The sequence below is a fragment of the Ideonella sp. genome (assembly GCF_041287625.1).
Taxonomy (GTDB): domain Bacteria; phylum Pseudomonadota; class Gammaproteobacteria; order Burkholderiales; family Burkholderiaceae_C; genus Ideonella.
The window spans coordinates 36689-54290 of sequence record NZ_JBGGNH010000021.1 but is presented as its reverse complement, the minus strand read 5'-3'; the positions used below and the strand labels follow the sequence as shown (position 1 = coordinate 54290).

The 17602-nt window shown below is 69.5% G+C and carries 17 protein-coding genes; 9 read left to right on the top strand and 8 right to left on the bottom strand.

Annotated features, from left to right (window positions below; genetic code table 11):
• The first annotated feature begins 8 nt into the window (after positions 1-8).
• From ACAH41_RS08365 to pdeM, 3 genes are read left to right on the top strand one after another with little or no spacing between them, the layout of a single operon-like run.
• Positions 9-1688: an ATP-dependent DNA ligase gene (locus ACAH41_RS08365; RefSeq protein WP_325655908.1), complete on the top strand. Its 1680-nt coding sequence runs from the start codon at positions 9-11 to the stop codon at positions 1686-1688.
• Positions 1685-4297 carry a ligase-associated DNA damage response DEXH box helicase gene (locus ACAH41_RS08360; protein WP_325655907.1) on the top strand — a complete coding sequence of 871 codons (2613 nt, stop codon included), beginning with the start codon at positions 1685-1687 and terminating at the stop codon, positions 4295-4297. The genes ACAH41_RS08365 and ACAH41_RS08360 overlap by 4 nt, the downstream gene beginning before the upstream one ends.
• Positions 4298-4299: 2 nt before the next feature.
• On the top strand, positions 4300-4983 hold the full coding sequence (pdeM, locus tag ACAH41_RS08355) for a ligase-associated DNA damage response endonuclease PdeM (protein WP_325655906.1): 684 nt from the start codon (positions 4300-4302) through the stop codon (positions 4981-4983).
• Here pdeM and ACAH41_RS08350 read toward each other — a convergent pair.
• Positions 4980-5369 (bottom strand): hypothetical protein, encoded by a 390-nt coding sequence (locus ACAH41_RS08350; protein WP_325655905.1) that lies wholly within the window; start codon positions 5367-5369, stop codon positions 4980-4982. The genes pdeM and ACAH41_RS08350 overlap by 4 nt on opposite strands.
• Before the next feature lie 167 nt (positions 5370-5536).
• Here ACAH41_RS08350 and ACAH41_RS08345 point away from each other — a divergent pair, with 167 nt between their 5' ends.
• The 3 genes from ACAH41_RS08345 (at position 5537) to ACAH41_RS08335 (ending at position 8587) form a co-directional block, all read left to right on the top strand.
• On the top strand, positions 5537-6181 hold the full coding sequence (locus ACAH41_RS08345; protein ID WP_325655904.1) for a Spy/CpxP family protein refolding chaperone: 645 nt from the start codon (positions 5537-5539) through the stop codon (positions 6179-6181).
• Between the two features lie 86 nt (positions 6182-6267).
• A complete protein-coding gene (locus ACAH41_RS08340; protein ID WP_325656015.1) occupies positions 6268-6975 on the top strand; it encodes a response regulator transcription factor in 708 nt (235 codons plus the stop codon).
• A 94-nt stretch (positions 6976-7069) separates the two neighbouring features.
• The gene (locus tag ACAH41_RS08335) at positions 7070-8587 is read left to right on the top strand and encodes a HAMP domain-containing sensor histidine kinase (protein WP_325655903.1); all 1518 of its coding nucleotides are present in this window, start codon (positions 7070-7072) and stop codon (positions 8585-8587) included.
• A 1-nt stretch (position 8588) separates the two neighbouring features.
• Here ACAH41_RS08335 and ACAH41_RS08330 read toward each other — a convergent pair whose 3' ends face one another.
• The 7 genes from ACAH41_RS08330 to ACAH41_RS08300 all read right to left on the bottom strand — a co-directional run bounded on the left by ACAH41_RS08330 (position 8589) and on the right by ACAH41_RS08300 (position 14266).
• Positions 8589-10007 (bottom strand): MATE family efflux transporter, encoded by a 1419-nt coding sequence (locus ACAH41_RS08330; RefSeq protein ID WP_325655902.1) that lies wholly within the window; start codon positions 10005-10007, stop codon positions 8589-8591.
• Positions 10004-10498 (bottom strand): DUF3717 domain-containing protein, encoded by a 495-nt coding sequence (locus tag ACAH41_RS08325; RefSeq protein ID WP_325655901.1) that lies wholly within the window; start codon positions 10496-10498, stop codon positions 10004-10006. Before ACAH41_RS08325 ends, ACAH41_RS08330 begins: the two co-directional genes overlap by 4 nt.
• A gap of 89 nt (positions 10499-10587) precedes the next feature.
• Positions 10588-10797, bottom strand: coding sequence for a hypothetical protein (locus ACAH41_RS08320; protein ID WP_325655900.1), 210 nt, complete (start codon positions 10795-10797; stop codon positions 10588-10590).
• A 175-nt stretch (positions 10798-10972) separates the two neighbouring features.
• Positions 10973-11779: a DNA-binding domain-containing protein gene (locus tag ACAH41_RS08315; RefSeq protein WP_325655899.1), complete on the bottom strand. Its 807-nt coding sequence runs from the start codon at positions 11777-11779 to the stop codon at positions 10973-10975.
• Positions 11776-12633, bottom strand: coding sequence for a DUF692 domain-containing protein (locus ACAH41_RS08310; protein WP_325655898.1), 858 nt, complete (start codon positions 12631-12633; stop codon positions 11776-11778). Before ACAH41_RS08310 ends, ACAH41_RS08315 begins: the two co-directional genes overlap by 4 nt.
• Positions 12634-12751: 118 nt before the next feature.
• Positions 12752-13012: a hypothetical protein gene (locus ACAH41_RS08305; RefSeq protein ID WP_325655897.1), complete on the bottom strand. Its 261-nt coding sequence runs from the start codon at positions 13010-13012 to the stop codon at positions 12752-12754.
• A gap of 132 nt (positions 13013-13144) precedes the next feature.
• The gene (locus tag ACAH41_RS08300) at positions 13145-14266 is read right to left on the bottom strand and encodes an aromatic ring-hydroxylating dioxygenase subunit alpha (protein WP_325655896.1); all 1122 of its coding nucleotides are present in this window, start codon (positions 14264-14266) and stop codon (positions 13145-13147) included.
• Positions 14267-14518: 252 nt separating this feature from the next.
• On the opposite strand from ACAH41_RS08300, the gene xseB reads away from it, so the two are divergent.
• The 3 genes from xseB to dxs are packed head-to-tail and all read left to right on the top strand — an operon-like array spanning position 14519 to position 17586.
• The gene (gene xseB, locus ACAH41_RS08295) at positions 14519-14758 is read left to right on the top strand and encodes an exodeoxyribonuclease VII small subunit (protein ID WP_325656013.1); all 240 of its coding nucleotides are present in this window, start codon (positions 14519-14521) and stop codon (positions 14756-14758) included.
• The gene (locus ACAH41_RS08290; protein WP_325655895.1) at positions 14755-15642 is read left to right on the top strand and encodes a farnesyl diphosphate synthase; all 888 of its coding nucleotides are present in this window, start codon (positions 14755-14757) and stop codon (positions 15640-15642) included. The genes xseB and ACAH41_RS08290 overlap by 4 nt, the downstream gene beginning before the upstream one ends.
• Before the next feature lie 51 nt (positions 15643-15693).
• Complete coding sequence (dxs, locus tag ACAH41_RS08285; protein ID WP_325655894.1) at positions 15694-17586, top strand: 1-deoxy-D-xylulose-5-phosphate synthase; 1893 nt, start codon at positions 15694-15696, stop codon at positions 17584-17586.
• The last annotated feature ends 16 nt before the right edge of the window (positions 17587-17602 follow it).

Sequence of the window (17602 nt, the reverse complement as noted above, 5' to 3'; positions counted from 1 at the left end):
GGCCTCGCATGAAGGACTTCGCCACGCTCTACCGCGAGTTGGATGCGTCCACCTCGACCCGCGCCAAGCAGGACGCGCTGCAGCGCTACCTGCGCGCCGCGCTGCCGGCCGACGCGGCCTGGGCCGTCTATGTGCTGGCCGGCGGCAAGCCGCGGCAGCTGGTGCCGACCAAGGTCTTGCGCACGCTGGCGCAGCAGGCTGCAGCGCTGCCCGAGTGGCTGTTTGACGAATGCTACGAAGCCGTGGGCGACCTGGCCGAGACGATTGCGCTGCTGCTACCGCCGGCCGAAGCGCCGCTGCGCCGGCCGCTGGCCGAGTGGATCAACCAACACCTGCTGCCGCTGCGCGAGATGAACGACGCGCAGCGCGTGGCCGAGCTGCTGCAGCAATGGCGCACGCTGCCGGATGACGAGCGATTCGTGTACCTCAAGTTGATCACCGGCGCTTTGCGTGTGGGCGTGTCGCGGCTGCAGGTCACGCAGGCGCTGGCCGCGGTGGCCGGCGTGGACGCCAAGACGATTGCGCAGCGGCTGATGGGCTACACACACCCGCAGGCGCGGCCGGACGAGACCGCCTGGGCGCACCTGGTCGAGCCTGTTGCCGAGGTGGCCGAAGGTGAAGCGTTGCCGGCCGCGCGCGGCGGCCACCCGTATCCGTTTTTCCTGGCCCACCCGCTGCCGCCGGCGCTGGACACGCCTGAGGCGCTGGGCGCCGAACTCGGGTCGCCCGACGACTGGCTGGTCGAGTGGAAATGGGACGGCATCCGCGCGCAGCTGGTCTGCCGCGAAGGCCAGGCCTGGCTGTGGTCGCGCGGCGAGGAACTGGTGACGGACCGCTTTCCTGAAGTCGCCACGCTGGCCGCGGTGCTGCCGCCGGGCACCGTGCTGGACGGCGAGCTGGTGGTCTGGCGCGACGGGCTGGTGCAGCCGTTTGCCGAGCTGCAGCGCCGCATCGGCCGCAAGACGCTGGGCGCGAAGCTGCTCGGCGAACTGCCGGTGGCGCTGCTGGCCTATGACCTGCTGGAGCAGGGCGGGCAGGACCTGCGGCAGGTGGCGCAGCACGAGCGCCGCGCGCGGCTGGAGGCGCTGGTGGCAGCGCATCCGCATCCTTCGCTGCGGCTCAGCCCGCGCGTGCCGACGGCGGAGGGCTGGGCCGAGCTGGCCGAGCAGCGGGCGCAGTCAAGGGCGCTGGGTGTCGAAGGACTGATGCTGAAGTCGCAGGCTTCGGCCTATGGCAGCGGCCGCACGCGGGTGGACGGCGTGTGGTGGAAGTGGAAGATCGAGCCGTATGCGGTCGACGCGGTGCTGGTCTACGCACAGCGTGGCCATGGCCGGCGCGCGAGCCTGTACACCGACTACACGTTCGCGGTCTGGAACGGCCCTGCGGACGATCCCGAGCGCGCGCTGGTGCCGTTTGCCAAGGCCTATTCGGGGCTGACGGACGAGGAGATGAAGCAGGTCGACGCGATCGTCCGCCGCACCACGCGCGAGAGCTTCGGGCCGGTGCGCAGCGTCGAGCCCACACTGGTCTTCGAGCTGGGCTTCGAAGGCATTGCGCGCAGCCCGCGGCACAAGAGTGGCATTGCGGTGCGCTTCCCGCGCATGCTGCGCTGGCGGACGGACAAGCCCATCGACGAGGCCGACACGCTGCAGACGCTTTCGCTGCTGCTGCCTGGGGCCAAGGCGTGACACCGACAGAGGACGCGCTCGCGGCCTGGTGGGAAGGCCTGGGCTGGTCGCCGTTCCCGTTCCAGCGCGAGGTGTGGGCCGCGATGCAGCGCAGCGAGTCCGGCCTGCTGCATGCGACGACAGGCGCCGGCAAGACCTATGCGGTGTGGCTGGGCGCGCTGCTGGCATTGGCGGACGAGGTGCGTGCCACGGGCAAGGCCGGGCCGCCGCTCACGGTGCTGTGGATCACGCCGATGCGCGCGCTGGCAACCGACACGCAGCGCGCGCTGGAGGCACCGCTGCTGGCGCTGCGCGACGGCGGCACGCCGCTCGCACGCTGGACGCTGGGCCTGCGCACCGGAGACAGCACCAGCGCCGAGCGCAGCGCGCAGAACAGGCGCCTGCCGACTGCGCTGGTGACCACGCCCGAAAGCCTGTCGCTGATGCTGGCGCGGGCCGATGTGGCGGAAGCGCTGGGCGCGGTGCGGCTGGTGGTGGTGGACGAATGGCATGAGCAACTGGGCAACAAGCGCGGTGTGCAGGTGCAGCTGGCACTGGCGCGGCTGGACAGCCTGTCCCGCTCGCCGCAGGGGCCGATGCGCTGGGCGCTGTCGGCCACGCTGGGCAACCTCGAAGAAGCGATGGCCACGCTGGTGGGGCCGGCGCGGCCGGGCAGGCTGGTGCGCGCGCAGCTTGCCAAAACCCTGCAGATCGACACGCTGCTGCCGCCCACCGCCGAGCGTTTTGCCTGGGCCGGCCACCTGGGGCTGCGCATGCTGCCGCAGGTGGTGGCCGAGTTGGACGGCAGCCCGTCCTCGCTGGTCTTCACCAACACCCGCTCGCAGGCCGAGCTCTGGTACCAGGCACTGCTGGACGCGCGGCCGGACTGGGCCGGGCAGATCGCGTTGCACCACGGCTCGCTGGCGCGCGAGACGCGCGAATGGGTCGAGGCCGGGCTGAAGGCCGGGCAGCTGAAGGCGGTGGTCTGCACTTCCAGCCTGGACCTGGGCGTGGACTTCCTGCCGGTGGAGCGGGTGCTGCAGATCGGCTCGCCCAAGGGCGTGGCGCGGCTGCTGCAGCGCGCCGGCCGCTCGGGCCACGCGCCGGGCCGGCCGTCGCGCATCACGCTGGTGCCCACCCACAGCCTGGAACTGATCGAAGGCGCGGCTGCGCGGGCAGCCGTGGCGGCGGGCCACATCGAGTCCCGCCGCACGCCGCACCAGCCGCTGGACGTGCTGGTGCAGCACCTGGTGACGGTGGCGCTGGGCGGTGGCTTCGAGCCGCAGGCGCTGTACGCCGAGGTGCGGCGCACGGCAGCCTATGCGGCACTGTCGCCCGAGGCCTGGCAGTGGTGCCTGGACTTCGTGGCGCGCGGCGGGCCTTCGCTGGCCGCCTACCCAGAATACCGGCGCGTGGCGGCGGACGAGGCCGGCCGCTGGCACGTGCCGGATGCGGCGGTGGCGCGGCGCCACCGCATGAACATCGGCACCATCGTCAGCGATGCCAGCATGACGGTGGAATTCGTTGGCGGGGCGCGGCTGGGGCAGGTGGAAGAGAGCTTCGTCGCGCGCATGAAACCGGGCGACCGCTTCCTGTTTGCCGGCCGGCTGCTGGAGCTGGTGCGAGTGCATCAGATGACGGCGCAGGTCAAGCGCGCGCCGGCGGGCCGCGCCACCGTGCCGCGCTGGAACGGCGGGCGCATGCCGCTGTCCACCACGCTGGCAGACGCGATGGTCCAGCAGTTCTCCGAGGCCGACGCGGGCCGCTTCGACAGCCAGGAGCTGGCGTTCGCCCGGCCGCTGCTGGCGGTGCAGCAGGCCTGGTCGCGGCTGCCGGCGCCGGGCATGCTGCTGGCCGAGCTGCTGAAGACGCGCGAGGGCTGGCACTTATTCCTGTACCCCTTTGCCGGCCGCCAGGTGCACCTGGGCCTGGCGAATTTGCTGGCCTGGCGCGCCGCGCAGCTGTCGCCCGGCACCTTCTCGATGGCTTTCAACGACTACGGCTTCGAGCTGCTCAGCGCCACCGAGCGCGACTGGGCGCAGCAGCTGCCGGCGCTGCTGGACACCGAGGCCGACGTGCTGGCCGAGGTGATGGCCAGCCTGAATGCCAGCGAGCTGGCGCAGCGGCGCTTCCGCGAGATCGCCCGCGTGGCCGGGCTCATCAGCCAGGGCTACCCGGGCGAGCGGCGCAGCAACCGGCAGCTGCAGGCGTCTTCCGCGCTGTTCTACGAGGTGTTCCGCAAGTACGACCCGGCCAACCCGCTGCTGCGCCAGGCCGAGCAGGAACTGCTGGCCAACGAGTTGGACATCGAGCGCCTGCAGGCGGCGCTGCAGCGCATGCGCTCGCGCGACCTGGTGCTGCAGGCGCCCAAGCGGCCAACGCCGCTGGCCTTTCCGCTGATGGTCGAGCGCTTCCGCGAGCGGCTCAGCAACGAGCCGCTGGCCGAGCGCATTGCGCGCATGGTGCAGCAGCTGGAAGCCGCCGCCACCAAGACCACGGGCGACGCCGCGCCGGAGGCCGCAGCACCTGAGGTGCAGCAGGGCCTGGCCTTTGGGCAAGACCGCGACACTGGCGAGCCAGGCAAGCGGCGCCGCCCGCGCCGGGCGTCCCGGCCCTTGCCCTTGCTGTGACCATGCCGAGCCACCACGCGCTGAACTGGGCTGGCGAGGAACTGTGGCTGTTGCCCGAGCGCGCCGTGTGGTGGCCGTCGCGGGGCCTGCTGCTGGTGGCGGACCTGCACCTCGGCAAGGCAGCGACTTTCCGCGCGCTCGGCCAGCCGGTGCCGGCCGGCACCACGGCGGCCAACCTGGCGCGGCTGGACGCGCTGCTGGCCGCTTACCCGGCCACGCAGCTGACCTTCCTTGGCGACTTCCTGCACGCGCCGGAAGCCCGAACGCAGACCGTGCTGGCGGCGGTGCGGCAATGGCGCGAAGCGCATGCGGTGTTGGAGGTGGTGCTGGTGCGAGGCAACCATGACCTGCGCGCTGGCGATCCACCGCCGTCGCTGGGCATTCGCGTGGTCGACGAACCCTGGCCGCTGGACGAGCCCGGTGCGTGGCTCGCCTGTCATCATCCGCAGGTGCTGCCGGGCAGGCGTGTGCTGGCCGGGCATTGGCACCCGGCCGTGTCGCTGCAAGGCCCGGGCCGCGATCGGTTGCGGCTGCCGTGTTTCTGCCTGGACCGGCCCGGCGGCGGCGAAGCCGGGCTGCTGGTGCTGCCGGCCTTTGGCGAATTCACCGGTGCCGCGAGCCTGCCAATGTCCCCGGGGCGGCAATTCTTCGTGCCTGTGCAGGACACGGTGCTGCCCCTGCCTTAACAGCGCCGCTCGGCCAAGGTCACCGACTGGCCATCCTGCAGCAGTTTGGCCGCGTCGATCACGTGGACACGCACGTCCTGGCCCTGCATGCCGTTGGCCGTGAGGATCTCGCAGACGTACTGGGCGTAGTGGTCGCGCGGTGCCTTGTCGTTGAAGACCGCGACGTTGAAGTCCTGTTCGGAGGTCCAGTGCGCGTCCACCACGCGGTACTCGGTGGCCTTGAAATACTGCAGCGACCGGTCCCGCGCGCTGCCGGGGGCGTAGGAGGCAATCTCTGCCTTGCGGCCGTCGGCCAGCGGCCGCAACTGCCAGTACACCAGCAGGCCTGCGGTGGCGGTTGCCAGCACCCCCAGGCGGACGAGCCAAGCTTTGCCGGTGTCGGTCATGGTGAGCCCGACTTTAGCGGAGCGCGCTCCTGCCGGCACCGGCGGCCTCTTCGCGGTGTCAAACCGGTCGGTTTACGCATCTTTACGGCGCGCTCAAGCCGGACCAACACGGGGCCGCGAGCATTCACTCCACGCTGTGCCAACGCAACAGCACGAGAGGACACACGATGAAGAACACGACTTCGCGCCAGGCTCGCCTGGTCGGCCTGGGCCTGCTGCTGTCGCTGGTTGGCGGGCTGGGCCTGGTGGCCATGGCTTCCGCGCATGAGGCGCCGGGCCAGATGCAGCCTCAGCAGCAGCAGCAGCAGCAGGAGCATCCGCGTCCGAGTGCCGGCGCCATGCCCCGCGGTGGCTTCATGCCCGCAATGATGATGGTTGGCCACGGTGGCGGCCTGCCGCCTGAAGGTCCGCCGCTGGACCGCTTGCTCGACGAACTGAAGGCCACGCCCGAGCAGCGCGCCGAGCTGCGCAAGATCGTTGGCGCGATGCGCGACGACGTGAAGGCATTGCACGAGGCCGGTCGCGGCGAACATGAGCAACTGGGCAAGCTGTTCACCCAGCCGAACGTTGACCCGGCGGCAGTCGAGGCCTTGCGCCAGCGGGCAATGACCCGCGAGGACAGCATCAGCCGCCGCGTGACCCAGGGCATGCTGGCCGCCAGCAAGGTGCTGACGCCGGAGCAGCGCCAGCAGATGGGTGAGCACCTGGCGCACATGGGCCACGACGGCGAGCCGCGTGGCCGCACCGGTCCCGGCCCTGACGGCCGGCCCGATGCTGGCCCCGATGCCCGCCCGGGCACTCCACGCAGCTGAGCCGAGAGGGCGATACCATGACGTTTGCCCAACAAACCGTGCGCCTCGCCCGCCAGGGCGGCCCTGGCCTCGGTGCACCGATCGAGATGTCTGCAGCCAAACTCCTGCTGATCGACGACGACACCCGGCTGACCGCGATGGTGGGTGACTACCTGCGCGGCCACGGTTTCGAAGTCGAAACCGCCAGCTCGCTGGCCGAGGGCCGCGTGAAACTGCGTGGCACCTCGGTCGACGCGCTGGTCCTGGACCTGATGCTGCCCGACGGCGACGGCCTGGACCTGACGCGCGAACTGCGTGCCGACGCCCGGCTGCGCCGCCTGCCGCTGCTGATGCTCACCGCCCGCGGCGAGCCGATGGACCGCATCGTCGGCCTGGAGATCGGCGCGGACGACTACCTGCCCAAGCCTTTCGAGCCGCGTGAGCTGCTGGCCCGTGTCAAGGCCTTGCTGCGCCGCGCAGCCCCGGACCAGGCCAGCGAGGAACTGCTGCGCTTTGGCCGGCTGGAGATCGACCTGGGCGCGCGCGAGGCCAGGCTGGACGGCAAGCGCTGCGACCTGACCGGTCACCAGTTCGAGCTGCTGGTGGTGCTGGCGCAAAGCCCCGGCCGGGTGCTGAGCCGCGACCAGATCATGGACGCGCTGAAGGGCCACCCGATGGAAGCCTTCGACCGCTCGATCGACGTGCACATTTCGCGCATCCGTTCGGTGATCGAGGACGACGTGAAGAACCCCAAGCGGGTGCTGACTGTGCGCGGCACCGGCTACGTCTTCGCCCGCAAGCAGGACGCGGACTGAGCCTTTCCGAAGCCTGCTTTTCCCGTGGGGCGCTTGATGCGCCCCTTTGTCTTGCCTGGGCGGTCCGCCGCCATGCCTGTTTGCACCTGACGCCTTGAAATCCCTGTACCTGCGCATCTGGCTCACCGTGGTGGCCGCCCTGGCGCTGTTCGCGCTGGTCTCCGGCTGGTTGTTGCAGAGCCACCTGGCGCAGGAGCATGCACGCGCCGAGGCTGCGATGGCCGAGCGCATGGCCGGCTGGGGCACGCTGATCCAGAACTCGCTGCCCGAGCGCGATGCGCCTGGCGAGGACCAGGCCAAGGCGCTGCAGGAATGGTCGACCCGGCTGCGCATGCCGCTGGCGCTGAGCGACTCCCGCGGCAAGGTGATCGCCCAGTCCGAAGCCTATGCCCGGCTGCTGGCCGAGGGCCGCGGCCGGCCGGTGATGCTGCAGCTGGACGATGGCCGCAAGCTGTGGATCATGCGGCCATGGCGGGACTTCCGCGGTCCGCATGGCGAGATGGACGACGGCCCGCGTCCCGGCGAAGGTCCGGGTGGCCCGGGGCGGCCCGACGATGCCGCGACGGCTGGCGGGCCGCAGCTGCCGCCCGGCCCGCCGCCCGATGGCCTCGGCGGTCCGCCGGGCGAGGACCGCGGCAGCCTGGTGAACCGCCGCATCGTCAGCCGCACCGCGATGCCGTTTGGCTGGGACATGCCGGGGCTGCCGCGTGACTGGCCGGCCAGCGTGGGTTTGCTGGTGTTGTTGATGCTGCTGTTCATCGCCGTGGCGGCCGGTGCCTATCCGGTGGTGCGGGGGCTGACCCGGCGGCTGGAAGCCCTGAAGCGTGGCGTGGAGGCCTTTGGCGCCGGCGCGCTGGACCACCGGGTCAAGGAAGAAGGGCGCGACGAAGTGGCGGCGCTGGCGACCAGCTTCAACCAGGCCGCCGCCCGCCTGCAAACGCTGATGCAGGCCAACCAGAGCCTGCTGGCCAATGCCAGCCACGAACTGCGCTCGCCGCTGGCGCGGCTGAAGATGGCGGTCTCGATGTTCGAGGACGACGCGCCACCGGCGCTGAAGAAGTCGCTGCGGCGTGAGATCAACGTCAACATCGGCGAACTGGACGCGCTGGTCGAGGAAGTGCTGCTGTCGAGCCGGCTGGAAGCGGGTGCGGCGATGGACCTGGGCGATCCGGTCGACCTGCTGGGCCTGCTGGCCGAAGAGGGCGCGCGGGTGCAGGCCGGGGTGACCGGGGACGCCTTGATCGTCAAGGGCAGCGACCGGCTGCTGCGCCGCGCAGTGCGCAACCTGCTGGAAAACGCGCGCCGCTACGGTGGCGCGGAGATCAGCGCCACGCTGCACCAGGAAGCCGGCGGTGGGCGGGTGCTGCTGCGGGTCTGCGACCGGGGGCCGGGCGTGCCGGAGGAAGAGCGCGAGCGCATCTTCGAGCCGTTCTACCGCATGGCCGGCCATGCCGAGCGCGAAGGCGGCGTGGGCCTGGGGCTGGCGCTGGTGCGGCAGATCGCGCGCCGGCATGGCGGCGAGGTGAGCTGCCTGCCGCACGAAGGCGGCGGCAGCTGCTTCATGATCACACTGCCGGCGGACCGGCTGCTGGTGCTGTCGCCGCGGCGCTGAATCAGCTTGCCGTGCGGCGCAGGACCAGCGCCATGAAGCCGGTCAAGCCCAGGCTGGCAACCGTCAGGCCGGCAAAGGCTGCGGTCCAGAAGCCAGGCGCGCCTTGCAGCGACTCCGGCACCGTGCCGCTGAGGTTGAAGGCCAGCGCATAACCACCGCCCAGGCCCACGCCCCACAGCGCACAGGCATAGATGACCATGGGCGCGGTGGCGATGCGCCAGGCGCGCAGCGTGTAGGCGACGATGGTCTGCATCGCGTCCACCACATGGAACAGCGCCAGCCAGGCCAGCAACGGCAGCGCGGCAGCCACCACCGCCAGGTCGGCCGTGTACAGGCCCACCACCGCCCGCCGCCCGATGAACACCGCGCCGCCCAGCAGTGCTGCCAGCAGCATGCCCAGCACCAGGCCATGCCAGCCCAGCCGGCGCGCGTGCGGCAGGTCACCCGCGCCGATGCGCTGCGCGACCAGCGTGCTGGTGGCATTGGCCAGCGCCAGCGGCACCATGAACAGCATCGAGACCAGGTTGATCGCGATCTGGTGGCCGGCGACCGCCACGGTGCCGAGCCGGGCGATGAACAAGGCCATGAAACTGAACGCGGTGACCTCTACCAGGATGGACGCGCCCATCGGCACGCCCAGCTTCAGCAGCGCCTTGAGCGCCGGCCAGTGCGGTGCATGCAGGCCGCGGCCCCAGAGTTGGAAGGGCGCGTAGAACGGGTCGCGCCGCATCAGCCACCAGGCGCCCAGCAACTGCGCCCACAGGGCCGTGGCGGTGCCAATGCCGCAGCCGGTCACGCCCAGTGGCGCCAGCCCCAGCGACGGCACGCCAAAGACCAGCAGCGCGGTCACCGGCAGTTTCAGCGCCAGCCCGCCCACCTGCAGCAGCATCACCGCCTTGGGCCGCGAGACGGCGGTGTTGAAGCCGCGCACCACGGTGAAGATCAGCGCCGCCGGCAGCGAGCAGGCCAGTGCCAGCAGGTAGCCGCGCACCTTGGCAGCGACCTCGGGCGTGGCCTTGGCCAGCCACAGGAAGGGCTGCGGAAAGATCAGCAGCAGGCAGCCGGCCACCGACAGCAGCAGCGCCAGCCAGATGCCCTGGTGCACCTGGTCGCCCGCGGCTTCCATGCGCCCGGCGCCGAACAGCTGTCCCGCCAGCGGCGCGACGGACAGCAGCACGCCCATGAAGCCGATGAAGACGGTGATGTAGGCCGCAGCGCCAACCGCAAATGCAGCCAGGTCGGCCTGCGAGTGTCGCGCCACCATCATCGTGTCCATGGTGTTGAAGGCCAGCATGGCCAGCTGGCCGATGACCACCGGCCAGGCCAGTGGCAGCAGCTCGCGCACGTCGGCCTGCCAGCGCGCGAAGCGGCTGCCGGCGCTGGCATGACCTGCGCCCTGGGCGGGGAGCACCCGGCTCACCAGGGGCCGCCTGCCGGCTGCGGGCTGGAAAGGGGGGCTTGTTCAGCCGGTGGGTTCGGTGGCGGGTCATCCTGCGGACTGCTGCCGGACAGCCGCGCGCGCTCGGCATAGCGGTTGAAGCGCCAGGCCTTGGCGTCCAGCGTGATGCGGCGCCAGACCTGGCGTTTTTCCGCCGGGCTCAGCAGCGGCCAGTGCTGCACCTCGTCTTCAGTGCGGCCGCAGCCTTTGCAGATCGGGTCGCCCTGGGCGGTCGAGCAGATCGCGATGCACGGCGCGTCCGGCGTGCTGGCGTACCAGTCCAGCCAGGCGGTGCGGGCGCGCGCAGGCATGCTGGCCTCGTCGGCCTCGGGCTCGTGGTAATAGACCATCAGCGCATAGACCTCGGCCAGTGCCCGGACTTCTGGGCAGGCAGAGATGCCATCAGCGGAAGGAGAACGCTCGCGCCACCAGTTGATGGCCGATTCGATGTCGGTGATGTGAATGCCGGGCATGGGGACGTGATTGTGGCGTGGCGCACCACCCTCACGCCCGCCGGGGCATCGCCAGCGGACGGGGCTTCAGCAAAAAAAGCCGGGTGGCTTCAGTGAAGCTGGATGCCAGGCTGGCCATTGGCCAAAACGGCTGACGCCGGAGCGCCGAGGTGAGTGCCGGAACCGGCACGAAGAAGCGCTTTCGCTTCTCTGTGCTGCTGCACCCATAGCCCGCCCACCAAGCCCAACAGCAGCATGACCAGCAGACCTGCGGCGGCCCAAAGGCCAAGGTGCGAACCGTCTTCCAGATCGTCGAACATGGGGGTGCTCCTCTGTCGGCGTGGCAAGGCGTGGGGACGAGGAGTCGATTCTAGGGATGGCGTCCGCCGGCAGGTGGGATTTCCTTCCAAGGAAAACCCGCGTCAGGGCCGATCTGTATGCGATGAATTCGCACAAGCAAGCAGGCTTTTTGCGCGCTGCCGGTGTGACAGGCGGCTACCGGTCGTGCATCACCAGCAGTCCCTGGTTGACCCAGGTCTGCAGCGCCGAGGCCAGCAGGCCAGGCGCAGCTTCGTCCCCCACCTGCTGCGCCGCCACAAGGCCCAGCTCGCCAAACGGCACACCGGCCAGCGTGGCCTGCAGCAGCGCGGCTTCTTCGGGCTGCAGCGAACGCCAGCGGCTGTCCAGGTCCTGGCGCCAGACCAGCAGCTGATGCTGCAGCGGCTCGGGCGGCTCGGTCTCGGAGTCGTCCTGCCCATGCGTGAGCTGCTGCCACAGCGGCTCGACGGCCCATGCCAGGTCCAGCAGTTGCAGCGAAGGATGGGGGGACAGGCGCAGGCTGGCCCAGTCTTCCGGCGCCAGCGTGGCGAGCTGCGCGCCATCGAGCGGCGTGGCGTCGGCCGCGTCGAAGCTCAGGCCCAGCGCCCACTCCATGCCGGCCAGGTCGGCCAGTGCAGGGTGGGGCAGGGCATCGGGTTGTTGCTGCAGGTAAGCCGGCAGCGCTGCACCGAACCAGCGGATGGACGGCGTGTGTGGCGGGTGCGCGGCAATGAAGCCCATCGCCAGCTCGGCGAAACCGTCATCGCCCAGCACGCGGTGCAGCACCGGGTAGTTGGTGCGCAGCGCTTCGACCAGGCGGCCGCGCCAGGCATTGCGGTAGATCCCCAGCGAGACCTGCGGCGAGTCGGGCCTGCCGTGAAGTGCGCGCAGCAGCGGCGGCAACGCGGCGGCGGGTGGCGTCTCCGCTTGCTGGATCAAGGCGGCCAGCGCGAGCTGGGCGTTGCGCAAGGTGTCCAGCGTCATGCGGCCTCCGGCACTTGGGCCAGGGCCTGCGCGGCGTGTTCACGTGCCAGCGTGAGTTCGGCCAGCAACTCGGGCAGCGGCGGAATGTGGTCGTCGCGCTCGATCATGGTGGGCAGCGGGCCGAAGCGGCGCAAGGTGTGGCGGTACAGGTCCCACACGCCGTTGCACACCGGTTGGTCGTGCGTGTCGATCAGCCAGCTGCGGCCACCGTGGGTTTCCTCGCTGTGGCCTGCCAGGTGCAGTTGGCGCACACGGTCCAGCGGTAGCGTGTCGATGAAAGCCCTGGCGTCGAAGCCGTGGTTGTGTGCGCTGACAAAGACGTTGTTGACGTCCAGCAGCAGCTCGCTGCCGGTACGCTGCAGCAGTGCGGCGAGGAACTCGGCTTCGTTCATTTCGTCGCCGGCCCAGGCGGCGTAGCTGGAGACGTTTTCCAGCACCAGCGGCCGGCCGAGGGTGTCCTGCACCTGCTGGACGCGGCTGGCCACATGGCGCAGGCTGGCCTCGGTGTAGGGCAGCGGCAGCAAGTCGTGCAACTGGGTGCCGGCCACGCCGGTCCAGCACAGGTGGTCCGAGACCCAGCCGGGTTCGATGCGCTGCGCCAGCGAACGCAGCTGGCGCAGGTAGTCCAGGTCCAGCGCATCGGTCCCGCCGATGGAGAGCGACACGCCGTGCATCACCATGGGCACGTCACGGCGGATGGCGTCCAGGTGCGCCAGCGGCTTGCCGCCGGGCACCAGGTAGTTTTCGCTGATCACCTCCAGCCAGTCCACGCCCCATTCGGGCGCGGGCTGCTGGCGGAAGTCGGCGTAGTGTTCGGGCCGCAGGCCCAGGCCGAAGCCGGTCAAGTCAGGCATATGGCGCGAGCGGCGCCGTCAGGGCGCCGCACATCAAGTGGCGTGCGCGGATCCGGCTTCGCCGGTCCGCTGCGCGAGCCCCCTCGGGGGGCAGCCCCCTGGCAGGGGGGCGTGGGGGTCAACCCTTCACGACGGCGCCGCCAGCCTTGGTGCACTCGTCAGCGGACTTCTTGCTGACCCAGCCCTGGCCCTTGCAGCTGTTCTGGCCCTTGCACTCGTTCTTGGCGGTCTTGCACTCCGAGGTGCCCTTGCAGCTGTTGACACCGGTGCAGTGCACGGCGCCATCGGCAGCTTGCGCGGCCAGCGGGGCAACGCCCATCGTGAACATGGCGGCAGCGGCAGCAGCGATGGCGACACCGGTCTTGGCGGTATGGAACATGGGATGACTCCTGTGATGTGATGAAGAAGAATCAGACGGCGCTTCCGTCAGGAAGGCGACCCGGACTTGTCATCCGGGCTGAACGTCAGTCGCGCCAGGCGCGTGGTTCTTACAGCACCGACAAAAGAAATTTCACCCGGGCCGGCGGCCCATGCCCAGCACCTTGCGGTACCACTCGTGGAAGTGCTGCATGCCATCTTCCATCGGGCTCTGGTACGGCCCGGCTTCGTCGTCACCGCGCTGGAGCAGCGCATGGCGGCCGGTGTCCATGCGCTCGGCAATCTCGTCGTCCTCGACGCAGGTTTCCATGTAAGCCGCGCGCTGGGCCTCGACGAACTCGCGCTCGAAGGCCGCGATCTCTTCGGGGTAGTAGAACTCGACCACGTTGAGCGTCTTCTGCGGCCCTTGCGGGTACAGCGTGGACACGGTCAGCACGTGCGGGTACCACTCGATCATGATGTTCGGGTAGTAGGTCAGCCAGATCGCGCCCTGCTTGGGTGGCCGGCCGCCGTTGAACTTCATCACCGCGTCGTGCCAGCGCTGGTAGGCCGGTGAGCCGGCGCGTTCCAGCCCGCCGTTGACGCCCACCGTCTGCACCGAATGGTGCTTGCCGAACTCCCAGCGCAGGTCGTCGCAGGTGACGAACTGGCCCAGGCCGGGGTGGAACGGGCCGACGTGGTAGTCCTCCAGGTAGACCTCGATGAAGGTCTTCCAGTTGTAGTTGCAGACGTGCTTCTCGACGTGGTCGAGCACGTAGCCGGAGAAGTCCAGGTCGGCGCGTGGACCGAGGTTGGCGAGGTCGGCGGCCACGTCGCGGCCGTTGTCCTCGAAGACCATGCCGTTCCAGGTCCGCAGCTTGTAGTTGTTCAGGTGCAGGCAGGGGTCGCGATCGAAGTGCGGTGCACCCACGAGCTGACCCTGCAGGTCGTAAGTCCAGCGGTGCAGCGGGCAGACAATGTTGGCTCGCGTGTTGCCACGGCCCTTCAACATCACCGCCTGGCGGTGCCGGCAGACGTTTGAGATCAGCTCCAGCCCGTCGCGCGAGCGCACGAGCGCACGCCCCTCGCCTTCCTGCGGCAGGGCGTAGAAGTCGCCTATCTCGGGAACGGACAGTTCGTGCGCCAGGTAGCGCGGTCCGTGCTGAAAAATGACTTCCTGTTCACGGCGGAACAGGTCCTCATCGAAGTAGGTGCTGACAGAGAGTTGAGAGCGCGCGCGCTCCAGAGCTTCCAGCTTGATGCTCAGGTCCGACATGATCCCCAGGATCTCCAAAAAACATGTCTGTAAACCCCCCACCCGGTGGCCCCGCGGATGGGTTTGTGACAAATGAAAAGCCCTCTCGGCAAGGAGAGGGCGGTCTGGCATTCTAACCAAGGGAAAGCAACAGGTCTGCCAGTCAATGCGAATTTTCACCAAATGCGCCTTGCATTCGGCAACATGACCGGATCTTCTGCCAGACCTCGGGCAGACCCTGACTACAATCGCGCTAAATTTTCACCTGCCGAAATGCCCAGCGAGTCGTTTTCATCCGCCAGCCCCCCGCCCGCGAGCTACGACGACGCGGTCGCCGAACTGGACCAACTGGTGCTGGCGATGGAGACCGGGCAGATGCCGCTGGACCGCCTGCTGGAGAGTTACCAGCGTGGGGCGGTACTGCTGGGGTTCTGCCGCGAGCGGCTTCAGGCGGTTGAAGTACAAGTCAAGGTCCTGGAGGAAGGGCAACTCAAGCCCTGGTCAGCTGCATGACGAATGAAGATCTGGATCGCTGGGTCCGAGAGGAACTGCGGTCCATCGAGCAAGCGCTCGACCGCCTGGTGCCGGCCGATGCGCCGGTCGGCCTTGGCAAAGCCATGCGCTATGCCGTGCTGGACGGCGGCAAACGCCTGCGGCCGCTGCTCGTGCGCGCCGCTTGCGATGCCAGCCTGGGTGACGCTGAAGCGGCCATCCGCGCAGCGGTCGCGGTCGAGCTCATCCACGCCTACTCGTTGGTACATGACGACATGCCCTGCATGGACGACGACGCCCTGCGCCGCGGCAAGCCCACGGTGCATGTCCAATATGGCGAGGCCCAGGCCATGCTGGCTGGCGATGCCATGCAGGCGCTGGCTTTCGAGGTGCTGACGCCACAAGACGGCTCGATGGCGCCCGAACTGCAGGCCCGGCTGGTCAGCCTGCTGGCGCGTGCCGCTGGCCACGCCGGCATGGCCGGCGGCCAGGCGATCGACCTGGCCAGCGTCGGCAAGCCGCTGAGCGAAGCCGTGTTGCGCGACATGCACCGCCGCAAGACGGGCGCCTTGTTACAAGCCAGCGTGTTGATGGGCGCTGCTTGCGGCACCATCAGCACTGCCGCCTGGCAGGCCTTGTCCGAATACGGCGCGGCCATCGGCCTGGCTTTCCAGGTGATGGACGACATCCTCGACGTCACCCAGGTCAGCGAGGTGCTGGGCAAGACGGCAGGCAAGGACATGGATGCCAACAAGCCGACTTATGTCTCGGTGCTGGGCCTGGACGCAGCGCAGGCTTATGCCCGCGCGCTGCACGAGCAGGCGCTGGAGGCGCTGCAGCGCAGCGGGCTGCCCGCGCAGCACCTGGGCTGGCTGGCCGACCTGGTGGTCGACCGCGAACACTGAGGGCGATACCCTGGCCGGCGCACACCACAAGAATTCAGCGGAGCGAATCGCATGAGTCAACACACGCTGCTGAAAAGCGTTCAAGGCCCGGAGGCGCTGCGGCAGATGAGCCGTGCGCAGCTCAAGACCCTGGCCCAGGAGTTGCGCGACTTCCTGCTGCAGTCGGTCAGCCGCACTGGCGGGCACCTGTCGTCCAACCTGGGCACGGTGGAGCTGACCATCGCGCTGCACCATGTGTTCAACACGCCGCATGACCGCCTGGTCTGGGACGTGGGCCACCAGTCCTACCCGCACAAGATCCTCACCGGGCGGCGTGAAGCCATGGCCACGCTGAAGGCCTTGGGTGGCATCAGCGGGTTCCCGCGCCGCTGCGAGAGCGAATACGACACCTTTGGCGTGGGTCATTCGTCGACCTCGATCTCGGCCGCGCTGGGCATGGCCCATGCCGCGAAGCTCAAGGGTGAAAACCGCAAGGCCGTGGCCGTCATCGGCGACGGTGCCTTGACCGGTGGCATGGCCTTCGAGGCCCTGAACCACGGCGGCTACCAGGGCGCGGCGGGCTTGCCCGACATGCTGGTCATCCTGAACGACAACGACATGTCGATCTCGCCGCCGGTGGGTGCGCTGAACCGCTACCTGGCCCGCCTGATGAGTGGCAAGTTCTACGCCGCCGCGCGCGAAAGCGCCAAGAGCGTGCTGCGCAACACACCGCTGTACGAGTTTGCCAAGCGCTTCGAAGAGCACACCAAGGGCATGGTCGTGCCGGGCACCATCTTTGAAGAATTCGGTTTCAACTACGTCGGCCCGATCGACGGCCACGACCTCGACTCGCTGGTGCCGACGCTGGAAAACCTGCGCGATGCCAAAGGCCCGCAGTTCCTGCATGTGGTGACCAAGAAGGGCTACGGCTACGAGCTGGCCGAGGCCGATCCCATCAACTACCACGGCCCTGGCAAGTTCGATCCCAAGATCGGCATCCAAAAGCCCGCCACGCCGCCCAAGACCACCTTCACCCAGGTTTTCGGCCAGTGGCTGTGCGACATGGCCGAGGCCGATGAACGCCTGGTCGGCATCACGCCGGCGATGCGCGAAGGCTCCGGCCTGGTGGAATTCGAGAAGCGTTTCCCCAAGCGCTACCACGACGTCGGCATTGCCGAGCAGCATGCGGTGACCTTCGCTGCCGGCCTGGCCTGCGAAGGCCTGAAGCCGGTGGTGGCGATCTACTCGACCTTCCTGCAGCGCGGTTACGACCAGCTGATCCACGACGTGGCGATCCAGAACCTGCCGGTGGTTTTCGCGGTGGACCGCGGCGGCCTGGTCGGTGCCGACGGCGCGACCCATGCCGGCGCTTTCGACCTGGCCTTCCTGCGCTGCGTGCCCAACATGGCGGTGTTGGCCCCGGCCGACGAAAACGAATGCCGCCAGGCGCTGTCCACCGCGTTTGCGCATGCCGGCCCGGCCGCCGTGCGCTACCCGCGCGGCGCGGGCGCCGGGGTCGCCATCGATTCAACGCTGGCCACCCTGCCATGGGGCCGGGGCGAGGTTCGCCGCAAAGGCTCGCGCATCGCCATCCTGGCCTTCGGCACGCTGCTGTACCCGGCGCTGGCCGCTGGTGAAAAGCTGGGCGCGACGGTCGCCAACATGCGCTTCGTCAAGCCGCTGGACCAGGCGTTGGTGCTCGAACTTGCCCGCACCCACGATCACCTCGTGACCGTGGAAGAAGGCTGCATCGCCGGTGGTGCCGGCAGCGCGGTGCTGGAATGCCTGGCGGCAGCCGGCCTGGCGGCGCCGGTGCTGCAACTCGGCCTGCCGGATGAATTCATCGAACACGGCGACACCGCGCAACTGCTGGCCCGCTGCGGCCTGGACGCTGCCGGCATCGAGCAGGCGGTGGTGCGCCGCTTCGGCTCGCCGCTGTCGCTGGTGAAGCCCGCGGCAGCCTGATCCTGCCGCGCAGGCG